Origin of the sequence: Streptomyces sp. NBC_01241, assembly GCF_041435435.1 — a bacterium.
Lineage (GTDB): Bacteria > Actinomycetota > Actinomycetes > Streptomycetales > Streptomycetaceae > Streptomyces.
In genome coordinates, this window is sequence record NZ_CP108494.1 from 7,419,052 (window position 1) to 7,443,377 (window position 24,326).

Genomic DNA, 24,326 nt, shown 5'->3' on the forward strand with positions numbered 1-24,326 from the left:
GGACAGGTCGCGGCCCCGCCATCGATCCGATGGCGGGGCCGCGATCCTTCTCGGCCGCCCCCGGTCCGCAGCGGGCGGGGGTGAGCACGGCAGCTGCGGGCCGCTGATCGGCGACGAGCGGCCGGGGAACGACCGGGTCGATGCCGCGCGTGGCGACCCTGCTCGAACGCCATGCCGAGTTGGCCGGGGCCATAGGTCGCTGGGCACACCTGGCCGAAAGTCGGCCCGACCAGGTGTTTTTGCATATTCAGCCCGGATCCACCGGCTCGATGCCTGTGGATAGCCTCTCCGGAAACGAGGAAGTGCCCTGTGACCTGCGATGATGGGAGTTCTTCACGCTTCCAGCACGCACGACCACGAGGGCACTTCCGAGATGCAATCTTCCCATGCCGCAGCGAGGGTCTCCGCACGGTTTGATGATCCGAATCTGGTCGGCTACGGCGGGCTGGCCCCGGTGGTGCGGCTGGCTGAGCGGTGCGGACTGCCCGCACTCGTCGACGAGCACGTCCGGCTGCCGGCCTCGACGGACGGCACCGGGGCCTTCCCCGCGGCGAAGCTGATGTCGCTGGTCGGCGGCATGGTCGCCGGGGCGGACAGCATCGATGACATGGACCGGCTGCGGCACGGTGGGCTGCCGCGGCTGTTCAGCGGGGTGCGGGCGCCGTCCACGCTGGGCTCGTACCTGCGCTCCTTCAGCCACGGACACGTGAAGCAACTGCACGCGGTGGCCCGCCGGTTCCTACCCGAACTGGCCGCGCACACCCCGCTGCTGCCCGGCGCCGACCAAGTGGCCTACGTGGACATCGACGACACGATCCGTCGCACCTACGGCTACGCCAAGCAGGGCGCCGGCTACGGATACAGCAAGGTCAAGGGCTTGAACGCGCTGATCGGGATCGTCTCCACCCCGCTGGCCGCTCCGGTGATCGTCGCCACCCGCCTGCGCAAGGGACCGTCCAACTCCGCCCGAGGTGCGGCCGCGTTCGTCGCCGAATCGATCCGCACCGCAAGAGCGTGCGGCGCGAACGGGCTGCTGGTCGTGCGGGCCGACTCCGCGTTCTACGGCGCCAATATCGTGAACGCCTGCCGGGCCCTGGGCGTCCGGTTCTCGGTCACCGTGCGGATGAACGCCTCGGTCAAGGCCGCGATCGCGGGCATCGACGAAGCCGCGTGGAAGGCGATCAAGTACCCCAAGGCCGTGTGGGACGAGGAGGGGCAGTGCTGGATCTCGGACGCCGAGATAGCCGAGACCACCTACACCGCCTTCACCTCCAAGCCGAAGAAGCAGCAGGCCACCGCCCGTCTGATCGTGCGCCGCGTCAAACGGCTCAACCCGGCAGCGGTGCCCGAGGGACAGGGCGCACTCTTCGATACCTGGCGCTACCACGCCGCGTTCACCGACTCTCCGCTCTCCCTGTCCGATGCCGAACGTGAGCACAGGCGGCACGCTGTCGTGGAACAGGTGATCGCGGACTTGAAGAACGGCCCGTTCGCCCACGCCCCCTCCGGGCACTTCCAGGCGAACGCCGCCTGGCTCGCGCTGGCCGCTCTCGCGCACAATCTGACCCGCGCCGCCGGCGCCCTGGCGTCCGCCTTCCACGCCAAGGCCACCACCGCAACGATCCGCGACCACCTGATCAACGTGCCCGCCCGCCCGGCCCGCTCCGCCCGGCGCCTCACCCTCCACCTGCCCGAACACTGGCCCTGGGCCGACGACTTCACCCAGCTCTTCGACCTCGTGCACGCGCCACCACCCACAGCCTGAGAAGCCCTGACCACCCCGCCCGCAAGGGCCCGAGACCGCCGAACACGTGGAAGAGCTGGACAGACCAGCGGATACTCCCTGCCCGAACAGCCAGATCATCTCGCCAACCGCCAAGACAACCCCGAAACGATCACTCCGGAATCAAGCCGGTGGATCCGGGTTCAGGCGGGGGCGTAGAGCCGTCGGGGTCTGCACCATTCGACATTCGTCGGGCTGGCGCTGGGATCGTCCCGACATTCAGCCGATGACGGGGTTGTGCCGCCGGTCGTAAAGTCCGCGCGAACCTGTCGTCCGGCAGAAGGGGCGAGCAAATTCTCGTGCACCGTGTCCTGTCGAAACCCTCGTGTCCCCGAGCGCCACCTCGGGGTTGGAAAGTGCCGACCCCGTCCGGTTGATCCAGTTTCAGGAAGCACGGTAATGAACATTTTCTCGCGTTTCGTCATCGCATGAGGAGTGGCGAGGGCCACGATTCGTGAGCACGTGCTGGAATCTGCCTTGGACTGTGGCGGCGACGGAAATCCCGGCTTGATCGCGGCCGAAATCCTCCGGCCGAAAAGCTCCCGTGATCACGACGCCAGTCAGTACTAAAGCACGCTGGGCCGCGGAAACGAGTCGCGGCTGAAGAAGTACGACTGAGCCGAGATCTGCCTGATTAGGAATTCACGATTCGGGTTTGCATGCACCCCGTAGGAGAGGTGTACGTGTCTCATCCCCTTGCCGCGCGGCCATCGCGTCGCAGGTCGCGTCCGGTCGCGTTGACCACGACTGCCGGACGCGTCTGCGCGCTGATCGTGGCGCTCGCCGTCGCCGCACTCACGGTGATCGCTTTACCGGCCTCGGCCTCCGCCTCCGCCTCCACCATCTCCACCACATCCGCCAACGATCCTGTCCCGACTACGAAGGCCGCCGGCCCCAACTCGCCTGGCCGGCACCCCGCCAATCGGGTGTGCGCCACGCCGTCAAAAGCCGGCGAGATGTCCTGCCTTGCCATGGTCCGCACCGATGTCATCGCGGCGAAGGGCGTCCAGCCCAATGCCGCTCCCGCTGGTTTCGGTCCGGCAGACCTGCAGAGCGCGTACAACCTGCCCGCCGCCGGCTCCACGGAGACGGTGGCGATCGTCGACGCGTTCGACAACCCGAACGCCGAGGCGGACCTGGCCGTTTACCGTCAGCAGTACGGGCTGCCGGCGTGCACCACGGCCAATGGCTGCTTCAAGAAGATCGACCAGCGCGGCGGCATGAACTATCCGCCGGCGGACGCCGGGTGGGCCGGGGAGATCGCACTGGACATCGACATGGTCAGCGCGATATGTCCGACCTGCAAGATCCTGCTGGTCGAGGCCGACGACAGCTACCTGACCAACCTCGGCGCGGCCGTGAACCAGGCGGTCGCCCAGGGTGCCAAGTACGTCTCCAACAGCTATGGCGGCAACGAAGGTTCCGACGAGAGCCAGGCCGACGACGCCTACTTCAACCACCCCGGTGTCGCGATCACTGTCAGCAGCGGTGACAACGGTTACGGCGTCTCGTACCCGGCTGCGTCGCCGTATGTGACGGCGGTCGGTGGCACCTCGCTGGTCAAGGACACCTCCACCAGCCGCGGCTGGACCGAGAGCGCATGGAGTGGTGCGGGCAGTGGCTGCTCGGTGTATGAGCCCAAGCCGTCTTTCCAGCAGGACACCGGCTGCGCGCGTCGTGCGGTCGCAGATGTGTCCGCGGTCGCGAACCCGAACACCGGTGTCGCGGTCTACCACGGTGGCTGGCAGATCTTCGGCGGTACCAGCGCGTCCGCCCCGATCATCGCCTCGGTCTACGCGATGGCCGGGACGCCGGCGGCGGGTTCGGCGCCCAACTCCTACCCGTACGCCCAGCCGTCCGCGCTGAACGATGTGACGTCCGGAAGCAACGGAAGTTGCACGCCCGCGTATCTGTGCAAGGGAGCGGCGGGTTATGACGGGCCGACCGGGCTCGGCACCCCGAACGGGGTCGCCGCGTTCCGTTACACGCCGCACGGCACTGTCATCGGTACCGTCACCGACGGCACCGATCCGCTGGCTTCGGCCAAGATCAGCGTGGGTGACGTCACGACGATGACGGATGGGCAGGGCCGTTACACCCTGACCGCGCCACTCGGAACCCATGACGTCAGTGCGAGCAAGTTCGGGTACGCCACGAAGACCGTTTCGGGTGTCGCGATCGCCGACGGTCAGACGGCGACCGAGAACTTCGCGCTGACCGCGAAGTCGCGCGTGAACGTCACCGGCACGGTCCATGACGGTTCCGGTCACGGCTGGCCGCTGTATGCGACCGTGCGGGTCAAGGATGAGCCGACGGCGGTCGCCTATACCGATCCCAAGACGGGCAAGTACACGCTGAGCGTGCCCGTCTCCAGCAGCTACACCCTGCAGGTCGACCCGTTGTATCCGGGTTACGAGCGGGACTCTCAAGACGTGCAGGTGGGTTCGGCGGATGTGACGCATGACGTCAACGCGTCGGTCGACTGGACTACCTGCAGCGCGGCCGGGTACGACCTCCACGACAACGGCACCACCGAGTCGTTCGACGGCACCACCGTGCCGTCGGGCTGGACCGTCGACGACAAGGTCGGTAACGGCCAGACCTGGGTGTTCAACGACCCCGGCAAGCGCGGCAACAAGACCGGCGGATCCGGCGGCTTCGCCATCATCGACAGCGCGAAATACGGCCGCAACAACTCACAGGACAGCTCGCTGATCAGCCCGGTGATGGACTTCAGCCAGCGAACCCACCCGTCCCTGACCTTCCGCACCGACTACAACAGCGTCCCGGGCGAGACCGGGGACGTCGATCTCAGTGTCGACGGCGGCCAGACGTGGAACAACGTCTGGCACCACACCACCGACACCGCCCGGGGGCCGCGGACCGACATCGTGGACCTGTCCCAGGCCGCCGGCAAGGCCAATGTCCAGGTGAGGTTCCACTTCACCGCCAGCTTTGGGTGGTGGTGGCAGGTCGACGACGTCTTCCTCGGCGACCGCACGTGTGACCCGACGCCGGGCGGCCTGGTCCTCGGCCAGGTGACCGACAAGAACACCGGAGCCGGGCTCAACGGCGCCTCGGTGACGTCGGTCGACAAGCCCGCGGAGAAGACGACCTCGGTGGCGACGCCGAACGACCCGAACCTGGGCGACGGCTTCTACTGGATGTTCTCCTCGCTCACCGGGAAGCACACGTTCACCGCCACGGCGGGGAACTCTTACAGCCCACAGGACATCACCGTCAACGTGGTCCCGGACCAGGCATCTGACGATACGTTCGCCCTGCCCGCACCCCGGATCGCGGTCCCGGCCCAGGTCAGCAAGACCGTCGACTGGAAGGGCCGGGGCAGCTCCGCCGTGACCTTGAAGAACACCGGAACCGCCCCGGTGACCGCCGAGATCGGTAAGCAGCCGGGCGGCCACCAGCCCGCCGCGACGCAGAAGGGTGCTCCGCTGCAGGAGGTGAAGGGACACTACAGCCCCCTGCGATTCCGGCCCGGCAAGACCACGCAGACGGCGGCCGCCAAGCCCTCGGCGACGCCGTACGCGGCGCCGTGGACGACGGTGGCCGACTACCCCGTACCGGTCATGGACAACGCCGTGGCCACCCTCGGCGGCAAGGTCTACTCGGTCGCCGGAAACGACGGCGCAACCGATTTCAAGAACGCCTACGTCTACGACCCAGGCGCCGAGGCGTGGAGTGCCCTGCCGAACCTGAGCATCGCCCGTTCGGCGCCGCAGGCTGCCGCCTACGGCGGCAAGCTCTACGTCTTCGGCGGCTGGGACCCATACGGGAGGCCGGTGGCCAAGACCGAGATCTACGACCCGGCGACCGGCGCCTGGTCCACCGGCGCCGAAAACCCGAAACCGTACGCCGGCGCCGCCGTGACCGTACTGGGCGGCAAGATCTACATCGTCGGCGGCTGCACGTACGACGACTGTGGCGGGACGGACGTGCAGACGTACGACCCGGTGTCGGACTCCTGGAGTTCGGGCACGGCGTATCCGGAGCCGATCTCCTGGCTCGGCTGCGGCGCCATCGCGAACAAGCTCTACTGCGCGGGCGGGGCGACCCCGGTCAGCGCCACCAAGCACGCCTACAGCTACGATCCGTCGTCCCACAGCTGGATCGCCGTTGCCGACCTGCCGATCGACCTCTGGGGGATGGGCTACTCGGCGGCAGACGGCAAGTTCCTCGTGTCCGGCGGCGTGACCAACGGCTTCACCACGATCACCAACCAGGGCTTCGCCTACGACCCGGGTTCCAACGCCTGGACCGCGCTGCCCAACTCCAACAACACCGTCTACCGCGGCGGCTCCGCCTGCGGCTTCTACAAGATCGGAGGTTCCCCCGCAGGGTGGGACGCGGCCAAGAGTTCCGAGCTGCTGCCCGGCTATGGCCAGTGCGTCGCAGTCCCCTGGCTCTCGGTGGACAAGACCGAGGTGACGATCCAGCCGGGCGAGAGCGTCGACGTCAACGTGAGTTTCAACGCGAACGTCGCCGAGATCACCCAGCCGGGCCCGTTCACCGCGGAGCTCACGGTCAGCGCGAAGACCCCGTACGGGGCGATCCCGTCGGTCCCGGTGACGCTCACGGTGACCCCGCCCAAGACCTGGGGAAAGATCACCGGGACGGTCACCGGGGTCGGCTGCACCGGCACGTCGGCGCCGCTGACCGGAGCGACCGTGCAGATAACCTCGAAGACGGCGAGCTACACGCTGAAGACTGACCGAAACGGTCAGTACATGCTCTGGCTCGACGTCAGCAACAACCCGCTCACGGTGATCGCGGCCAAGGACGGCTGGGCGACGCAGACCCGATCGGTCAAGATTACGAAGGGCATGGCGACCATGGCCGACTTCTCTCTCAAACCCGACCGCATCTGCACCTGATGTGACGCTCCGTGCGGGGCCGGCCTCTGCCCCGGCCCGCACGGACAGGTCGCGGCCCCGCCACCGATCCGATGGCGGGGCCGCCACCCTTCTCGGCCGCCCCGGTCTGCAGCGGGCGTAGATGAGCAGTCGACCTCGACGACTCACCGGCCGGACAGGCAGCTTCGACCTGCGCGGCGCGGCGCGAGCATGCCCAGATCGTGGTCCCGATCTCCGCGACCTCGTCGTGGAGATCTTTCCAGCGGCGGGCCATGGCGCGTATGGAGTGCTTCGCGGAGGCTGCTGGGCTGGTCACGGGGCCCGGCCGCAGGCCGGCGCATCGTTCGATGAGGGTCATCTTCGGCAGGCCCTGGAGTTGCTGCCGCAGCTCGTCGGGGACCGTGAGGATCAGGGCCTTGAGAGTGACGGCGACGGTGACTTTGTCCTCACAGTCGTAACTGTCGTCCACTGACCCTATGGGTGCCTCAACTCCCGCTCATAGTAGGAGTGTTGCTAGCTTGGTCGATGTGCATTGGCAGCCGTGGTCGGCATGGTGGGAGCGCGTTGGGCCAGCCGATGCATGAACTCAATCATGGGACGCGCCGGGGGCTCCCCAGCGTCTGCCTGAACGGTCATTCCGGTCGGACGTTCGGTCGCCGGCCGTCTGCGGGAACTCCCGCGAGGCGGGGACCCTTGACACCCACACGCAGCCATGTGGATGATTCACGTCACCTCGGACTAGATGTTGGGATCTTCCACATGAATGAAGAGGGCGTCCCCCCGGACTTCACCGCCGGCGTCCTGGTTCGGCTGCGCGGACTGCTGCCCTCGCTGTCGGTGAAGGAGCGGGCGATCGCGGACGTGGTGCTGCAGGATCCAGCCGGGGTGGCGCAGCTGAGCATCTCTCAGGTCGCTCGGCGGGCCGAGGTCTCGGACACCTCCGTGACCCGGTTCTGCCGCCGGCTGGGGCTCGCCGGCTACCCCGAGCTGCGGATGGGGCTTGCTGCGGCGGTGCAGCACGCGCACTCCGGGTGGCGGCTGCGTGTCGGCATGCAGGGCGATATCGAGCACGACGACACAGCCGCCGAGGTTGTGGTGAAGATGGCGCACGCGGACGCCGGCGCCATTCAGGACAGTGTGGAACAGCTCGATACCGCAGCGTTGGACGCGGCGAGTCGGCTGCTTGCCCGAGCCCGGCGGATCGAGGTGTACGGCGTCGGGTCGAGCGCACTTGTGGCGGCGGACATGGAGTACAAGCTGCAGCATCTGGGCCTGCCCTGCTCGACGTTCTGCGATGTGCACCGTGCCCTGATGAATGCGGCCCATCTGCGGCCCGGCGATGTCGCCGTCGGTATCTCGCACTCCGGCCGCACCCGGGAGACCCTCGATCCGCTGCGCGAGGCGGCCCTGCACGGTGCGACGACCCTCGCGCTGACCAACGACGGTGGATCCCCTATCGCCGAGCTGGCCGATCTGGTGCTGTGCTCTGCGGGACGGGAGGCGCCTTTCCGCACCGGGGCCACTGTCAGCCGCATCGGCCAACTGTTCGTCGTGGACTGCCTGTATGTGCGCCTGGCCCAGGCCAAAGGTCGTGATGCCGCCAACTCCGCGTTTGGCCGCGCCTTCCGCGCGGTGGAGCGGCACCGGCTACCCCACGGCGAGGACGGCACCAGCGAAGGAGAGGAACAACCATGCCCGTGAGGGAGAGTGTCCCGCCGCCCCTGACCGAGTTGCGCAACCCGGCGACGCACGACCTGGACGAGCTGAGCGTTCCCCAACTCGTCGACCGGATCGCGGACCAGGACCTGCAGGCGCTGCAAGCCGTACGCGCCGCCCGCGAGGAGATCGCCCAACTGGTGGCCCTGGGCGTGGGCGTCCTGCGCGGCGGCGGCCGGATCCACTACTTCGGGGCCGGCTGCTCCGGCCGCTTCGGGGTACTCGACGCCGCCGAAGTAGTGCCGACCTTCGGTGTCGAACCCGGAGTTTTTGTAGCGCACCTGGCCGGCGGCCCCACCGCCATGACCGAGGCCGTGGAGGACGTCGAGGACGACGCGGATGCTGGGGGACTGGATGCGGCCGAGGTCACTGGGGCGGACCTCGTCATCGGGCTGAGCGCCAGCGGTGCAACCCCTTACGTTGGCGGCGCGCTGCGCCGGGCCAGTGCGAGCGGCGCGGCCACCGCGCTGGTGTCGGCGAACCCGGGAGCACCGCTGGCAGCCGACGCGGACCTGCACATCGCGTTGGTGACCGGTCCGGAAGCGGTCACCGGGTCCACCCGGATGAAGGCCGGCACCGCGCAGAAACTGGTGCTTACCGCTTTCTCCACCGCGGTGATGGTCCGCCTCGGGCGCACCTATTCCAACCTCATGGTGTCGCTGACCGCGGTCAACGACAAGCTGCGGCGCCGCAGTGTGCGCATCCTGTGCGAGGCCGCCGGTGTGGATGCGGACGCGGCGGGCCTGGCGCTGGCCGCGGCCGGCGGCGACACCCAAGTTGCGCTGCTGGGGCTGCTTGCGGACCTGCCCGCGGACCGCGCCCGGCACCTGCTGGCCCACCACGGAGGGTCGGTCAAGGATGCCCTGCGCTCGGCCGTGGAAGCGCAGGCTGAGTCGTGAGCGCGGTGCGGGTGGCCGGCGTGGATGTGGGCGGCACCGGAGTGCGGGTGGGTGTCCAGGAGTTGGGATCGAATGCGCTGGGCCCCCGGACCGACCGGCCGGTCCCGGCCACAGTCGGCGAGACCGGCCTGGATGCCGCCGCCGTGCTGGCACTGGCCGTCCCCGCCCTGGAGGCACTGCTGGCCGACCCCGCGGCCGACATGCCCCCCACGGTCGACACCATCGCGGTGGGCGCGACCGGATTCGCCTTGCTCGGCGGCGATCTGCGCAAGCGACTACCGCAGGCACTGGCCGACCGTTTCCGCGCGCGCCGCGTGATACTGGCGAGTGACGCGGTGACTGCCTACGCCGCCACGCTCGGCACCATGCCGGGCGCCGTGATCGCGGCCGGCACGGGCGCCGTCGGCCTGGGGCTTGCCCCCCGGGAAGGCTGGCGCAGAGCCGACGGCTGGGGACATCTCCTCGGCGACGAGGGGGGCGGAGCCTTGGATAGGCTGCGAGGGCGTGAAGGCGGCGCTGCGCGCCTACGACGGACGTCCGGACGGTTCCCCGCAACTACTCGACGCGCTCCTAGGACGGTTCGGACCTCCGCAGCGGCTGTCGGGACTGATCCAACCCAGCCCACAGCGTGCGGGTCTGCTGGCAGCTTTTGCCCCCGACGTCGCGGCCTGCGCCCACGACGGCGACGCACGGGCACACGCCATATTGAACCGGGCCGGGCGGGCGCTGGCCGAGACCGCGCACGCCGCGGCCCCCGACGACGGATCCGCATCGATAGCGTGCGCCGGCAAGCTCTTCCGGATCGGCGACGCCCTTCTCGGTCCGTTCGAGGCACGGCTACGCGAACTGCGCCCCCGCATACGCATCGTGGCATCCAACGGCGAACCACTGGATGGCGCACTCCGCCTGGCCGCAGCCGCGGCGACTGGCGCCTGGACGCTGCCGGCGGACGACGCACTGCTCGTACTTACCCACTTCGACAACGTCGACGAACAAAAGGGGCGATCATGACGCTGTTCATGTGGAGGATGGCCCTGGAGACCAAGGGGCGTCCGCTCGATGCCAGCAAGGACCACTGGGAGAACGGCGGATCTTGGCCCGCCGGCACCTCCGAAGCGGAGGCCCGCATGGACACCCCGGCGATGCCGTCGTACTGATTCCGGCAACACTCGTCCACCGCGCATGGGAGTTGACATGAGATTCGGCACGATAAGACAAATATCCGGACGAGCAACGGCAGTTGCATTAGCCGCAGGTGTGGTGGCGGCGTTGGTACCGGGGCCGGGTGGTGCGGCAGTTGCGCGGGAGCGGGAGCAGGGGGTGCGGGCTCCCGTGGTCTCGCCGACGCCGCAGCAGGAGACGGTGACCGGCACGTTCCGGGCGCCGGAGCGGGCCGTCGTCGTACGGGACGCGGGCAGTGACCCGCAGGCCGTGAAGGCGGCGGTGGCGGCGCTGCGGGCGGCTGGGGTGCGGCGGGTGGAGACGGCCGACTCGGCGCGGCACGGCGCCTATCCGGTGTACGTCGACACGGCCGCGCCCTCCCGCGTCGCACCCGGCGCCGAAGGACCCGACGGGCTCGCGGCCGGAGGCTATGTGCTGGCCGTGACGGGGCGCGGCGCGGTGCTGGACGGGGTGGACGCGGCCGGGACCTACTACGCGGCCGAGTCGCTGCGGCAGGTGTTCAAGACGGACGGCGGCCGGGAGATCACGGGCGCGGTGGTGCGGGACTGGCCGGACTTCGCGACGCGCGGCGGGCAGGAGTCGTTCTACGGCGCGAAATGGAGTTATGAGGATGAGCTCCGCGAGATCGAGTTCCTCGGCGCGTACAAGCAGAACACGTTCCTCTACCACCCGCGCATCGGGGATCCGCACAACGCGGGCGCGCAGTGGCGCGAGCCGTACGAAGGTGACCGGCTCGCCGAGCTGACGACGATCGTCGAGGAGGCCCGGGCGCGCCACATCCGGTTCATCTACCGCCTCGGCCCCGAGGCGCCGACGGCCCCCGGTCACGGCATCTGTCACACGTCCGAGGCCGACCTCGCCAAGGTGCTCGCCCGCTTCCAACAGCTGTACGACATCGGCGTACGGGATCTCTCCCTCGGCTGGGACGACGTGGGCAACAAGTTCGACTGCGCTGCGGACACGGCGAAGTTCGGCTCGGACGCAAGCCCGAAGGCGGCGGCTCAGGCATATGTCACGAACTACGTCTACGACCACTTCGTCAAGACGCACCCCGGTACGCGGCTGATCACCATCCCGACCGAGTACTGGGGCGCGACCGCGTCGGCGTACAAGAGGCGCTACGACGCCCTGGTGGAGAAGGACACGTCGGTCTACTGGACCGGGCCCGAGGTCGTCTCGCCCGCCATCACGAACGCCCAGGCCGTCGCCGCCAAGGCCGCCTACGGCAACCGCAACACGCTGATCTTCGACAACTACCCCGTGAACGACTACGCGCCCAACCGCCTGCACCTGGGCCCGCTCACGGACCGGGACCCGGCACTCGCGGGCACGGTCGAAGGGTTGACGACCAATCAGATGAACCAGGCGGCGCCGTCGTTGATCGCCCTGTTCACGTCGGCCGACTTCACTTGGAACAGCGGTGCCTACGACCCCGAGGACTCCTGGGACCGTGCGCTGCGGGAGCTGGGCGGGGCGGCGTACCCGGCGCTGAAGGTGTTCGCCGAGAACTCGCGCAGCGGGCCGCTGACGTCCACGAAGGATGCCGCGCGGCTGCGCGGTCTCACGGCGGCGCTGTGGACGGCGTGGGACGAGAAGGGCGACGTGAGCGGACCCGCCGCTCAACTCACTGCGTATTTCGGGGAGATGGAGCGGGCCCCGGAGATCCTGCGCTCCCGCATGCACGACGACGCGTTCGTGACCCAGGCCGGTCCGTGGCTGGACAAGCTGACGGCGTACGGAAAGGCGGGCGACGCGGCGGTACGGCTACTGCTCGCGGTGGCCCGGGGCGATTCCACGGACGCACTGGCGGACGAGGTACGCGTGCAACGGGCTGCGGCCGCGGCCCTGCCGCAGCAGCTGACCGGGGGCGCGATGGATGGCTTCCTGTCGCGGGCCCTGGCCGCGGCCTCGACGAGCTGAGCGCAGCGTGTGTGCGGTGAGGGATTTCAGCGGGTCATCCCAGCGCGCGTAGCTGTTTGACTGTTCCTTCGCCTCTGGCGGAACTACGCCACCCTCTGTCTGCGATTCGAGATTAGCTTCCTGTGGCCCGCACATCCGGACTGGACCGCTGACCGGCTCAAGCAAGTGCTGGTCAGCACCGCCAAGCAGGGCTCGTACGCCGCCTAAATCGCGGCGTTCCTCGACGTGGCATTCCGTCGCTCTGCCCAGCACCGCCAAGGCGGCGTGGCGTTCCCCCGCCGGTTGTCTGACCGCCGGTTGTCGTGGGGGGATTGTTGTGGCGGGTTTGTGCCGTGGAGGAAATCCGCCACTGACAATCGGTTGCCCCGTCCCTGTGTCGAGCTCAACTATCTGTCTAATGCGGCGAGGATTTCCTTCGTCGTGAGAATCAGGAAGCACTTATGCGTCCCCCGCCATATTCAGGGCGAACCCGAAAGAATGGCATCTCAGGAGGTCTGGCGATGAGGCGTTTTGGGCGACGGTTGGCCGCCGCGGCCGCCGGCAGTCCTCGGGGTGGTCCTGTCGACCACCTCGGCGAATGCCGCTGGCCCAGCCCCCGCCCCGTCTGCCTCTACCGCCCTCAACCTGACTGCGGCCACGATGGCACATGGGCCGGCGACGCGGTCCTCGCCGGCATGGAGTGGGGTGTCAAGGTGGTGAATCACCGGCGGCAACCAGCGAACTGCGGTTCGCCGCCGACCAGAACGGTGGTCGGAGACTGACCGGGGCGGACCAGATCACTTCGTCGGTCAGTGACATTGCTGACGGCCCTCCTGGCGTAACTACCGCGTCGTCGATGTCATCGCATTCTATGATCGCGACCGATCCGGAGGCTTCGACAAGCGTAGGAAGCGTTGCCACGCCCGTGGCAACGAGCGCCAGAGTGCTCGACGGCCAGCACGGGCTGCACCGCCCCGGAGGTGTTCCATGTACCCGAAGCTCCAGGACCTCATCGACTCGCTGGCGACCAAGCTGTCACGCCCGGCGACCGTCGAGGACCGCCGACAGCGGCTGGTGGTCTACAGCCGGCACAGCGAGCTGCCCGACGCGGTGCGCCATGCTTCGATTCTGCAGCGCTGCGTCTCTGCCGAGGTGCTGGCATGGCTGCGACGGTTCGAGCTGGCCAAGGCGCGACAGCCGGTCCGCATTCCCCACAACGTCTCGCTCGGCATGCTGCCGCGGGTATGCATACCGATCCGGCACCACGACCTTCTCCTGGGGTATCTGTGGCTCATCGATGACGACGAGTCGATGAGCTCGGAGCAGATTGCGCTGGCCGAAACCGCCGCCCAACACCTCGCTCTCGCGCTCTATCGTGAGGTGCTGGTCGGCGAGCTCGCGTCAGACCGGGAGACAGAGGCGATTACGAACCTGTTGCTTTGTGGCAGCGATGTCCAGGCCTATGCGGCGCGCGCCCTCATCGACGGCGGGCACTTCGTCCCCTCCCTCGGCGTCGTCGTGCTGGTGGCCAGGCCGGTGCTCACCCCCGACGCCGAGCCGGATGACCAGGTGCGGCTCGCCCTCGAACATGCGCTCGTCAACACCCGCCACGTGCTGCCCGCAAGACACGCCGTCCACCTTGTCTCTTACAGCGACGGGTTGCTTCTCTTCGGTACGGAGGGGGAGGTCGACGAGCTAACGGTGAACCGCTGTGTGTCCCACCTCGACCACGCCCTGCAGACCGCCTTGTCCGGACTCGAGCAGGTGTCGTCATTCGTGATAGGCGTCGGGCAGCCACGGTCGGAGTTGGCGCAGGCACGTGACTCCTATCTCGAGGCCGGCCAAGCCGCTCGTATCGCTGCTTTCATGCCCGACGTCAGCCGGATTGCCCGATGGTCCCAGCTCGGCATCTACCGGGTACTCGCGCAGCTGTTCAGTCAAGACCTCGGCGAGCTTGTGCTTCATCCCGGGCTCGAGCGACTTTTCGCCAATCCGGAGGCGCTGCCTCTGCTTCAGACCCTGGAGACCTACCTTGATCTCTCCGGGAACGCACTCGCGACCTCCGAACGCCTGAAGCTGCATCGTACGTCGTTGTACTCCCGCATTCAGCGTTTTGAGCGCTTGGCAGGCGCCAACCTCAAAGACGGCAACGAACGTCTCTGCCTGCACCTCGGACTGAAACTGGCGCGGTTCACCGGCCGCTACCGGCCTGCCAGCTGAATCCTACGGCCTCGACGTAGCTGTCAACTTGACCCGGCCCTGAGGGACCGGGCTTGTGGGTAAGTAGCTGTTGTCGTTCCGATCTCGAGGTGTGTGCGTCGAACGGGAGTCTCGATCGGGTGATCGCAACTGGCCGCAGGCATGAAGGCAGGGCCTCTTGGTAGCTCGGGGTTGCGAAGCCAACCGAGATCCAGGAGACCCTGTTGCCGCAGTTCTACGTGCTCGCGCCGGTGGAGTTCAACTCGGCTGCCCCGTCGTGTGATTGTGTCGCCCATCGGTTCGGAAACGCAGCCGATCACCCGGAACGTGTTCGGCGGTATCCGTCGGACATGACGGACGCGGAGTGGGCCGTGGTCCGGCCGCTACTGCCGGTGCCGGCCTGGCTGCGCGGCCGGGGAGGGCAGCCGGAGGCGTATTGCCATCGGGCGATACTCGATGCGATCCGCTACCTGGTCGACAACGGCATCAAGTGGCGGGCGATGCCCGCCGACTTCCCTCCGTTTCTGTGGAATCAGGTTTGTCAAGAAGATCCCGTCTTGCCCTGACGGACGTCGATGATCGGCAGCAATGTTGCAGTAGCGGGAACACCGATCTGACGAGGTGTCGGCCCGGAGGGAGTGGGGACGTCGGAGAGTCGTTCCAGGAGCTGTTCCAGGGCGGCCTGGCCGTCGTCGACCGCGGCGCGTTCGTCGTCCGTCAGAGGAATGCTGGCCAGCATCTTCTGCAGATTCTCCTTCGCCTCCAGCAGCTGACCCTTACTCGAGTCTTTCGGCGTGTAGAAGTCGCAGCGTGCGCAGGCCATGCGGTGCTGGCACTGCTCGAAGAAGGTGTAGGTGCACCAGCCGTGGCCGAGGTCGAAGTACTGCCAGGGCTCGCCGCTGGCGGCGGCGCCGGAGGCAACCGCGTCCCGGTCGACGAGGACTTCGATGGTGCGCACGTTCCTGGCGAAGTAGCCGGCGTCGTTGTAGGCCCTGGCCAGCGTGTTCGGGGTGATCTTCGCGTAGTGCGCGGTCGCCTCGGGAGTCCGGTGACCGAGCCATTCCTGCAGCTCGAAGAGCGTCATGGGCTCCTTGGCGTTGTAGAGCTGACTGGCGATGGTGGACCGGGCCCGGTGACTGGTGATGTTGCCGCGGACGTCAGCGGCGGGGACGCCGGCCTTGCGGCAGAGCATCGGGATGATCGCCGTGTTGATGTAGTGCTTGGCAACCTGGCGGGCCCGGTGGGCGAACAGGAAGTCGGCGTACTGATTGGTCTTGCGGTCGAGCATCTGCGGCTGGGTCGGCCTGACGGCCTGCCATGCCTCGATGGCCTGGCCAAGGAGCGGGTCGACGGGCTTGGTGAACGCGGTGCCGGTCTTGTGAGTGGGCACGTCCAGCAGGCAGACGGTGTCGCGGGCAAGGATCTCGCCGGAGTCGCCGGGAATGGGCAGGCCGTCGTGTTGCCAGCGGATGCAGCCGACCCGGAACCGTGCGATCTCGTCACTGCGTTGACCGGCGAACAGCCAGGTCAGGGTGATGGCCCGGATCAGTTCGACCGGATAGGTGCGGCCGTCCGCAGTCGGCAGATCGCCGAGCTCGACGTTCAGGCCCGCCCAGAGCAACTTGGCCCAGATGTCATCGGCGATCACCCGCGGGTCCGGCCCCATCAGGGCGCGAACGCTTCGCGGGGTTCTCAGGGCATGGGCCGGGTCGAACCTGCGCGGGATCAACTCCCATTCGTGCAGGTCGCGGAAGAACGCGCGGGGCACTTTGAGGTAGCCGGACTTCGTCTGCGGCGTGAGCGGTTTTCCCAGGCGGTTCTGCGAGCGCATGCCGTGGGTCCACTGCGAGAAGTCGCCGACAGCCATCCGGTCCACGGCCGCGACCCAGGACGCGCACGTCTGGCGGGTCCACTGGCTGGGCTCGGTGATCTCGGGGTGCTCGGAGGCCAGCCAGCGGCCGATCTTCGCGAGCACGCTGCGGTAGCCTCTGCAGATCCTCGGAGTCAGCGTCGATGTCGCATACCAATGCTCGACCGACGCCGCCCATGCGGCGGGGACTCCCTCCATCGCGGCCGGTCCTGCCTCATGCCCTGACGGTGGCGGGTCCGCGTGGCCGAGTGCCGCGACCGCCCGGTGGAGGCCGTAGAGGTCCTTGCCCCACTGCCCACTCATCGCCGGGTGAACACGCAGTGCGGCCAGGGCTTCGGTGGACAGGTCCTTCAGTAGCGGGCTGCGGTTCAGCAGCAGCATCTGGCAGATCACCGCGGCCAGCTTGTCGGCGTCACGGCGATAGCCCCAGTCGGCCAGGACCTTGCAGATCCGCTGGACGGCATTGTCGACGAGATGGGCCCCGAAGACCCGACGGGCCAGGGTCGGCCGCATGAAGCGACCGAGTCGGTCGAAGGCGGTGAACTCGCCGAGCAGATAGGCATAGACGATCACGAACGGCCGGGCGTTGGGGCCGATCTGGCCACCCCATGAGCGCCGGAAGTCGGCGCCGCTGGCGTTGATCAGGTCCACCCAGTCGTCCGCTGACCAGCCCCAGAAGGCTCGGCGAAGCTCGCCGCAGCGGATCAGCACCAGTCCGGCTGCGTCCCGCGCGAACCGCCGCTGGTGACGGTCGTCCGGCGGCCAGTGCAGACCAGCGAGAGCGTCCGCCAACGGCCTCGCCAGCCGGGCCACCGGCCGAAGCACCACAGCGTCGAGGCTGAGGCCGTCTCGCCGGATCTGATCGATTTTGAGTGTCCTCAGCGCTTCCGCCTCAGCCTCGGTGAGCAGACCGCGACGGTCGTAGCGGGCAAGATCGACGGACGATGCCCAGGTCGGAGTGCTTGTCGGCTGTGTCGCCGTCGTACTCGACTGTGCGGTCACTCGGCGACCGCCTCAGAGGCGCGGGCGGCACGGGTGAGCATGTCGACGCGCCAGGAATGGATCTGCTGCATGCCCCGGTTCAGCTTCTCCGCCAGGTCGCGGCCCGAGAGGTGGATGTAGGTCAGCGTCGACTCGGTGCTGCGATGCCCGGCAAAAGAGGCGATGGCGTGCAGTTCCCAGCCCATCCGGGCCAAGTCGGTCAAGCACAGATGCCGCGTGGTGTGAGTCGAGAACCGAGGCAGGTCGGCGGCGAGACCAACGCGACGAATCACCTTCGACCAGGTCCACAGGGTCAGCGGCTGGCCGTAGTTGCGGCGCGACTCGGACAAGAACAGCGGCCCGCGGGCCCGGCTGATCGTGGCCCGATGCGTGAGATAGCCGGACAGCAGAACCCCGGTCGCCGCCGAGTAGGGGACGACGCGCTCGCGCCGGGTCTTCGTCGTCTCGGCCCGAATCCGCAGGGTCCGGTGGGCGGGGTCGAGGTCATCGGTCCGTAGTGAGCACAGTTCCTCGCGCCGCAGGGCCGCGTCGTAGGCGAGAGCGAGCATGACGCGGTTGCGTACGGGTTCCTCGCGCGCGACGTCCAGCAGGTCTAGCCACTGCTGTTCGCTCGGGATCCACGGCAGTTTCGTCAGCCGGGGTACCAGCCCTCGCTGGTGTCCGCCGAACTTCCGGACCGGGGTGTAGCGGCCGCGGCCGACCGGGTTGGACTCTCGCAGACCCTCCTCGATGAGGTAGTCGTAGAACAGCCGCACCGGCACCAAACGTTGCTGCAGTGTCGCGTTCGCCAAGCCGGCCCCGGAGTCCAGCACGACGACATTGCCTCCCCGACGGCTCGGCCGCGTTGCCAGCTCCTTCACGAACGCCGCCACGTGCAGACGCTTCGCGACGAGCGGGTCGATTCCCTCTCGCTCGCAGACCAGCAGGTACTCAGCCAGTCCCCGCGCGTACGCGTCGATCGTCCGGGGTGCCCGCCCCAGATCCGTCCATATTCGCAGCCACTCGGCTGCCCTCTCGTGCCGGCTAAGGACCGGCCACTTCTCCTCGAACACGACCGCGCTGCCCAACGGATCTCCTCAGTACGTGGGGACGCCGCAGGATACGAGTTGCATCCCGCGGCGTGTGATTCCACGTAACTAATAGGGACCGGGCTTATGCGTTCTTCCGCCGCTGGCGCGACCACGCCCTGGTCAAGGAGTTCCACGACCGGTTGCGCGCACGGATCCGCGAGAGGGAGGGGCGGGACGCGGAGCCGACGGCCGGCGTGATCGACTCGCAGTCCGTCAAGGCGGACGCCGTCGTCGGCGCCGACAGCCGCGGCTACGACGGTGGCAAGCAGATCAACGGGCGCAAGCGGCATGTCGTGGTCGACACGCTCGGTCTGCTGCTGGGGGTGATGGTCACCGCCGCGGACACCGGCGACCGTGCCGCCGCCCGGGTCCTGCTGCGACAAGTCGCCGACGCGCACCACCGCCTTGCCCTGGTCTGGGCCGACGGCGGCTACACCGGCAGCCTCGTCGAGTACTGCCTCACCGCTCTCGCGCTGGTCCTGGCGATCGTCAAGCGCAGCGACGACATGCGTGGTTTCGTGGTGCTGCCCAGGCGGTGGATCGTCGAGCGCCTCTTCGCCCACCTGATGCGCACCCGCCGCCTGGCACGCGACTACGAACGCCGCACCACCAGCGCCGAGGCGATGGTCTACTGGTCGATGACCCTGCTCATGACCCGCCGCCTGGCCCGGCCACGTCCTGCGCGAGCATGAACCGGCCCGGCTGCTGCTCGGCCAGCCAGCCGCGCGCGACCAGGCGCTTCGCCTTCGACCGCAGCGCCTCCACCCGTGCTGGAACCACGTCCATGCCGAACGCCGCGGCCATCTCCTGACAGGTCAGCGGCCCTTGACGGAGCCGTGCCCGGTCCGCGAGCACCTTGAGGATTCGCTGGTAGTCCACCGACAGCACCGACCAGGCCAGCCCCTCACGCCACATCGGAACCTGCGATTTCGTCTTCGCCGCATCCGGCACCTGCGACGTTTTTGCGGTCTGTTCCTCGGCGGCCGACGCGATCCCCTCGGCCGGGGCGTGGTCCTGCCCGCTCTCGTCCGCCGGGGCCAGCACCTCGCCGACCCGCGAGCAGGCGATGGCCCACTCCTTCCATTCCCGCTCGGCCACGGCCAGCTCGGCCTGGATGCGGTCGGCCTCCTCTCGCAGCTCGTCCACACGACGGCGAGCACCCAGCTCACGCTGTTCCAACAGCCCGACCACCGACGGCATCCACGACCTCCCGGAGAGCGATAGCGCGACAGGCCACTACTCCCACCGAATCACCGAACCCACGCCTGACCAGCGGAAACGCGAGGATCACATCCGGAAAGACAACAGCTTCTAAGCTTGACTCTGTCGGGGATCTTGGAATCAGTGGTGTCAACCACGGCTGCTTCTCCAGGACTTCGGCCGGTGGATATTGTGCTGGTCCAGGAAATTCTGGAAGGCGGTGGGCTGTCGGGGCGGGGGTGTTCCTCCGGCTGGCGGCAGTCCGCTGAGTCGCTCGATGTTGACGGCGATGGCGGTCAGGACGTGCTGGATGTGGGTTTTGTCCTGGCCTCGGTAGCGGCAGCGGCGCATGTCGTGGCCGTGGGCGAACTCGTTGACGGTGCCCTCCACCCCGGAACGGACTGCATACCGGGTCTTCCACTCGGGTGTCTGCTGCTCGGTACGGACGCGGAGCTGCAGGTCGCGGAGTTCTCGCGGTGGGAAGCCGACGTTGCGGGCGCTTTCGCGGGAGGTGGTGCACTGGGCGCGGACTGGGCAGGGTCGGCACTGGCCCTTGGTGAACCGCGCCACGATCAGGGGTGCCGCGGTGGGTGAGGACGTCGGGTAGGGGCCGTGCCAGCCCTGACTGACCTGGCCTTGGGGGCAGGTGACCTGCCGGCGGTCGAAGTCGATGTGGAAGTCGTCACGGCTGAAGCCCTCGCCGCGGCGGTGCTGACGGGTGGGGTTGCCCGGCATCGGTCCGGTGAGGGTGACCCGGTGTTCGCGGGCGGCCTGTTCCAGATGGACCAGGGAGGTGTAGCCGCTGTCGACCAGGTGCTCGGCGGGCAGGAGGCCGCGGCGCCGCAGCCGGGTGTGGATGCCGGGCAGGACCTGGCTGTCGTGCGTGGTGGCCGCGGTGGTGGCCACATCCGTGATCACGTTGGGGCCGTCCGGAGCACAGGTTTCGGTCAGATGGGCCGAGAACCCTCTCCAGCTGACGATGTGTCCGTGACGTGCGTAGCGGGCCGAGGTGTCGTAGGGAGAGACGATCGCCCGGGACGATGGCGGAAGCCCGGGTTTGCCGTCCTCCTCCGTGCGCCAGAGCAGGTGGCCCGCAGCATCGCGGTAGTAGTTCTGGACCATGATCTGCCGCAGGGCCTGGACCTGGCGGCCGAATGCCCGGCCTGCCCCGTGCCGATAGAGGTGTTCCAGGAGTCGGGTGGCGTCGTTGCCGGTGGCAAGGATCCTGGTCTTGGGCCGGGTCGGATTCTTGCCCAGGCGGACCGGTCGTCCGTAGCGTTTCCCCCACTCCTCATCGACCAGGCCGACGAGCAGGTGCCCGGCAGTGCCGGCGACTTCCTCCAACGCGGCCCGCACCGCCTCGGTGATCAGTTCCAGCCGTGTCAGGTCACGCACCGCGGCCAAGACATGGGTGGAGTCGGTGCGCTGCGTGGTGCGCTCGCGCACCAGACCGGCGGCTTTGAGACGGGCCAGTGCGAGGTCGAGGAGGCGGTCAGCACGCTCGCCCTCGGCGAGACGGTCACGGAAGTCGGCCAGCACGCTGTGGTGGAAGCCGGGGTCGTCCAGCTCCATGGCCATGGCGTACTTGAAGTCGATACGGCAACGCACCGCCTCGGCGGCCTGCCGGTCCGACAGACCGAGCAGGAACTGCAGCACGCAGACGGTGGCCAGTTGAGCGGGCGAGAGGCCCCGACGCCCGTCCCGTGGGTACCAGTCGGCGAAGTCCTCGTCGCACCACAGCCCATCCAGCCGGTCTCTCACCCACATCGCTGTCGTGCCCTTCGGATTGCTCGCCCGCGCGACCCTCGTGGTCAAAGGCGGGATTTGCTCACCGGAACGGGGGCGAAGGGACAACGGGCACCTCGGCAGCTACAGCGGTCATCGGAACGACACGAGCATGCCTGTTGACCAGGCTGCTGCACTGCGAAACTCCAAGATCCCCGACAGAGTCAAGCTAAGGTTGCGGGATGCGCCCACGGCAGCTGGATGCCGCTCGTGCAGTCAGGATCAACCGCCTGACGAGACAGCTGCGGCGGGTGGGCGACGATGAGGTGTTCGCCGGACCCCGAATCGTCAGAATCTCCCCGTAGCCAGACGTAGAGGCCACCGACGATCTCGCGTTCCTGTGAGCTGCTGGACTCCCTGCCGCATGAGCAGAAAGTATGCCTCCCGCTCGGCGTCAGCTTCTTGTGTCCCTGCGCCGAGCGGATCTTGCGGATCTCGACCATCGCGTTCCCGAAGGTCAGGTGTTGCGACGACCACGAGAACTCGGACTCGTCAGATAGGGGTTTTTGACCCCGGTGACGCAGGAGGGGAGACGGTTGGCCTGCCTAGATGCTTGTATGGGGGCGCCGAGTTGGGTGCCTGCTTAATGGCCTTCACGAACTGATGTCAGCAACTGGTGTCACGACCGGCCCAGACAATCCCTGACCTGTAAGAAGACGGACCCAATGAAGATCCTGATCAGTGCGGACATGGAAGGCGCCACCGGCGTCACCTGGCCGGCCGATGTGCTGCCGGGCACCCCCCAATGGGAGCGGTGCCGTGCCCTGTTCACCTCCGATGTGAACGCGGCGGCGCTCGGCTTCTACGACGGCGGCGCCGACGAGGTGCTCATCAACGAGGCCCACTGGTCCATGCGCAACCTCCTGCTGGAGCGGCTCGACGACCGGGTGCAGATGCTCACCGGCAGACACAAGTCCCTCTCCATGGTCGAGGGCATCCAGCACGGCGACGTCGATGCCATCGCCTTCGTCGGCTACCACACCGGCGCCGGTACGGAAGGGGTCCTCGCCCACACCTACCTGGCGAACTCCATCACCGGGGTGTGGCTCAACGGCGCCCGGGCCAGCGAGGGGCTGCTGAACGCGCATGTCGTGGCCGAGTACGGCGTACCCGTCGTCCTCGTCACCGGCGACGACCTGACCTGCGTGGACGCGGACGGGTACGCCCCCGCCGCCCGCAAGGTCGCCGTGAAGGACCACGTCTCGCGGTACGCGGCTGTGTGCCGCACCCCGGCCCGTACCGCCGCGGACATCCGTGCCGCGGCCAAGGACGCGACCACGCTGGCCGTGCGGCACACCCCGGTGGAGGGCGGCCCCTTCACCGTCGAGCTGGAGTTCGACGCCGAGCACCTGGCCGCGGCGGCCACCGTCGTCCCCGGCGTGGCGCCCAGCGGTGAACGGCGCGTCGCCTACACCAGCGCGACGATGTACGAAGGTATCCGCACGTTCAAGGCGGTGACGACGATCGTGTCGTCCGCCGTGGAGGAACAGTATGGCTGAGGCGACCGACCCCCAGGAGAGCGCCGAGAGCGTCGACCGGCAGGCGCTCGACGAATCGGTGACGTTCACCTCCGAACTGATCAGGATCGACACCACCAACCGCGGTGGCGGCGACTGCCGGGAGCGCCCGGCCGCCGAGTACGTCGCCGAGCGGCTCGCCGCCGCCGGACTGGAACCCGCCCTGCTGGAGCGCACCACCGGGCGCACCAATGTGGTGGCCCGGATCGAGGGCACCGACCCGTCCGCCGACGCCCTGCTCGTACACGGCCATCTCGACGTCGTCCCGGCCGAGGCCGACGACTGGAGCGTGCACCCGTTCTCCGGGGAGGTCCGCGACGGCGTCGTCTGGGGGCGCGGCGCCATCGACATGAAGAACATGGACGCGATGGTCCTGGCCGTCGTACGGGCCTGGGCGCGCGCCGGTGTCCGCCCCCGCCGCGACATCGTGATCGCGTACACCGCCGACGAGGAGGCCAGCGCCGAGGACGGTTCGGGCTTCCTCGCCGACCGGCACGCCGCACTCTTCGAAGGGTGCACGGAGGGCATCAGCGAATCCGGCGCCTTCACCTTCCACGCCGGACCGGACATGCCGCTCTACCCGATCGCCGCCGGCGAGCGCGGCACCGCCTGGCTGAAGCTCACCGCGCACGGCAAGGCGGGGCACGGCTCCAAGGTCAACAAGGCCAACGCGGTCAGCACGCTCGCCGCGGCCGTCGCCCGGATCGGCGGGCACGAATGGCCGGTCCGGCTCACCCCGACCGTGCGCGCCGCACTCACCGAGATCGCCGCACTGCACGGCATCCACCCCGACCTCGACGCCCCCGGCTTCGACGTGGACGAGCTGCTCGGCAAGCTCGGACCGGCCGCCGACCTGATCGCGCCGACCGTGCGCAACAGCTCCAACCCGACCATGCTGGAGGCCGGGTACAAGGTCAACGTCATCCCCGGCCACGCCACCGCGTTCATCGACGGCCGGATGGTCCCCGGCGGCGAGGACGAGTTCCACGCCACCCTGGACCGGCTGACCGGACCCGACGTCGACTGGGAGTTCCACCACCGCGAGGTCCCGCTGCAGGCCCCCGTCGACTCGCCGACCTTCGCGAAGCTGCGCGCCGCGATCGAACGCTTCGACCCGGACGGCCACGTCGTGCCGTACTGCATGTCGGGCGGCACGGACGCCAAACAGTTCTCCCGGCTCGGCATCACCGGCTACGGCTTCTCACCGCTGAAGCTGCCCGTCGGCTTCGACTACCAGGCGCTGTTCCACGGCGTCGACGAACGCGTCCCCGTCGACGCACTGCACTTTGGTGTCCGCGTCCTCGACCACTACCTGCGCACGGCCTGACCCGGA

Annotated in this window: 16 protein-coding genes and 1 pseudogene; 12 read left to right on the forward strand and 5 right to left on the reverse strand. The window is 68.4% G+C overall.

The window, feature by feature from the left end:
- Positions 1 to 373 precede the first annotated feature (373 nt).
- The 9 genes and pseudogenes from OG306_RS33765 to OG306_RS40985 form a co-directional block, all read left to right on the forward strand.
- Positions 374 to 1,765 carry an IS1380 family transposase gene (locus tag OG306_RS33765; RefSeq protein WP_266749819.1) on the forward strand — a complete coding sequence of 464 codons (1,392 nt, stop codon included), beginning with the start codon at positions 374 to 376 and terminating at the stop codon, positions 1,763 to 1,765.
- Positions 1,766 to 2,520: 755 nt separating this feature from the next.
- On the forward strand, positions 2,521 to 6,675 hold the full coding sequence (locus tag OG306_RS33770) for a carboxypeptidase regulatory-like domain-containing protein (RefSeq protein ID WP_323187785.1): 4,155 nt from the start codon (positions 2,521 to 2,523) through the stop codon (positions 6,673 to 6,675).
- 672 nt (positions 6,676 to 7,347) lie between these two features.
- Positions 7,348 to 8,355, forward strand: a complete 1,008-nt coding sequence (locus OG306_RS33775) for a MurR/RpiR family transcriptional regulator (RefSeq protein WP_266749997.1) — start codon at positions 7,348 to 7,350, stop codon at positions 8,353 to 8,355.
- The gene (locus OG306_RS33780; protein ID WP_266904847.1) at positions 8,346 to 9,269 is read left to right on the forward strand and encodes an N-acetylmuramic acid 6-phosphate etherase; all 924 of its coding nucleotides are present in this window, start codon (positions 8,346 to 8,348) and stop codon (positions 9,267 to 9,269) included. Before OG306_RS33775 ends, OG306_RS33780 begins: the two co-directional genes overlap by 10 nt.
- A 504-nt stretch (positions 9,270 to 9,773) precedes the next feature.
- Complete coding sequence (locus OG306_RS33785; protein WP_327258534.1) at positions 9,774 to 10,280, forward strand: hypothetical protein; 507 nt, start codon at positions 9,774 to 9,776, stop codon at positions 10,278 to 10,280.
- Positions 10,277 to 10,426: a hypothetical protein gene (locus OG306_RS33790; RefSeq protein ID WP_266904843.1), complete on the forward strand. Its 150-nt coding sequence runs from the start codon at positions 10,277 to 10,279 to the stop codon at positions 10,424 to 10,426. The genes OG306_RS33785 and OG306_RS33790 overlap by 4 nt, the downstream gene beginning before the upstream one ends.
- Before the next feature lie 163 nt (positions 10,427 to 10,589).
- A complete protein-coding gene (locus tag OG306_RS33795) occupies positions 10,590 to 12,371 on the forward strand; it encodes a beta-N-acetylglucosaminidase domain-containing protein (protein ID WP_266750002.1) in 1,782 nt (593 codons plus the stop codon).
- A gap of 966 nt (positions 12,372 to 13,337) precedes the next feature.
- Positions 13,338 to 14,570 carry a PucR family transcriptional regulator gene (locus OG306_RS33800; protein WP_266750004.1) on the forward strand — a complete coding sequence of 411 codons (1,233 nt, stop codon included), beginning with the start codon at positions 13,338 to 13,340 and terminating at the stop codon, positions 14,568 to 14,570.
- Between the two features lie 329 nt (positions 14,571 to 14,899).
- Positions 14,900 to 15,073, forward strand: a pseudogene (locus tag OG306_RS40985) (transposase); the annotation flags it as partial.
- Between the two features lie 17 nt (positions 15,074 to 15,090).
- On the opposite strand, the gene OG306_RS33810 reads toward OG306_RS40985, so the two are convergent.
- Both OG306_RS33810 and OG306_RS33815 read right to left on the reverse strand, forming a co-directional pair.
- The gene (locus OG306_RS33810) at positions 15,091 to 17,421 is read right to left on the reverse strand and encodes a tyrosine-type recombinase/integrase (protein ID WP_266750006.1); all 2,331 of its coding nucleotides are present in this window, start codon (positions 17,419 to 17,421) and stop codon (positions 15,091 to 15,093) included.
- Positions 17,418 to 18,488: a tyrosine-type recombinase/integrase gene (locus OG306_RS33815; protein ID WP_266744604.1), complete on the reverse strand. Its 1,071-nt coding sequence runs from the start codon at positions 18,486 to 18,488 to the stop codon at positions 17,418 to 17,420. The genes OG306_RS33810 and OG306_RS33815 overlap by 4 nt, the downstream gene beginning before the upstream one ends.
- Positions 18,489 to 18,607: 119 nt before the next feature.
- Here OG306_RS33815 and OG306_RS33820 point away from each other — a divergent pair, with 119 nt between their 5' ends.
- The gene (locus tag OG306_RS33820; protein WP_266752581.1) at positions 18,608 to 19,183 is read left to right on the forward strand and encodes an IS5 family transposase; all 576 of its coding nucleotides are present in this window, start codon (positions 18,608 to 18,610) and stop codon (positions 19,181 to 19,183) included.
- Here OG306_RS33820 and OG306_RS33825 read toward each other — a convergent pair.
- The 3 genes from OG306_RS33825 to OG306_RS33835 all read right to left on the reverse strand — a co-directional run bounded on the left by OG306_RS33825 (position 19,140) and on the right by OG306_RS33835 (position 21,919).
- A complete protein-coding gene (locus OG306_RS33825; protein WP_266750007.1) occupies positions 19,140 to 19,691 on the reverse strand; it encodes a hypothetical protein in 552 nt (183 codons plus the stop codon). The genes OG306_RS33820 and OG306_RS33825 overlap by 44 nt on opposite strands.
- 150 nt (positions 19,692 to 19,841) lie before the next feature.
- The gene (locus OG306_RS33830; protein ID WP_266904839.1) at positions 19,842 to 21,506 is read right to left on the reverse strand and encodes an IS1182 family transposase; all 1,665 of its coding nucleotides are present in this window, start codon (positions 21,504 to 21,506) and stop codon (positions 19,842 to 19,844) included.
- A gap of 134 nt (positions 21,507 to 21,640) precedes the next feature.
- Positions 21,641 to 21,919: a hypothetical protein gene (locus tag OG306_RS33835; RefSeq protein ID WP_266750008.1), complete on the reverse strand. Its 279-nt coding sequence runs from the start codon at positions 21,917 to 21,919 to the stop codon at positions 21,641 to 21,643.
- 222 nt (positions 21,920 to 22,141) lie between these two features.
- On the opposite strand from OG306_RS33835, the gene OG306_RS33840 reads away from it, so the two are divergent.
- Together OG306_RS33840 and OG306_RS33845 are read left to right on the forward strand one after the other, a co-directional pair.
- Entirely contained in the window at positions 22,142 to 22,975 is an 834-nt protein-coding gene (locus OG306_RS33840) for a M55 family metallopeptidase (RefSeq protein ID WP_266750010.1), read from the forward strand.
- Positions 22,968 to 24,320, forward strand: a complete 1,353-nt coding sequence (locus tag OG306_RS33845) for a M20/M25/M40 family metallo-hydrolase (protein WP_266750011.1) — start codon at positions 22,968 to 22,970, stop codon at positions 24,318 to 24,320. Before OG306_RS33840 ends, OG306_RS33845 begins: the two co-directional genes overlap by 8 nt.
- Positions 24,321 to 24,326: the final 6 nt, after the last annotated feature.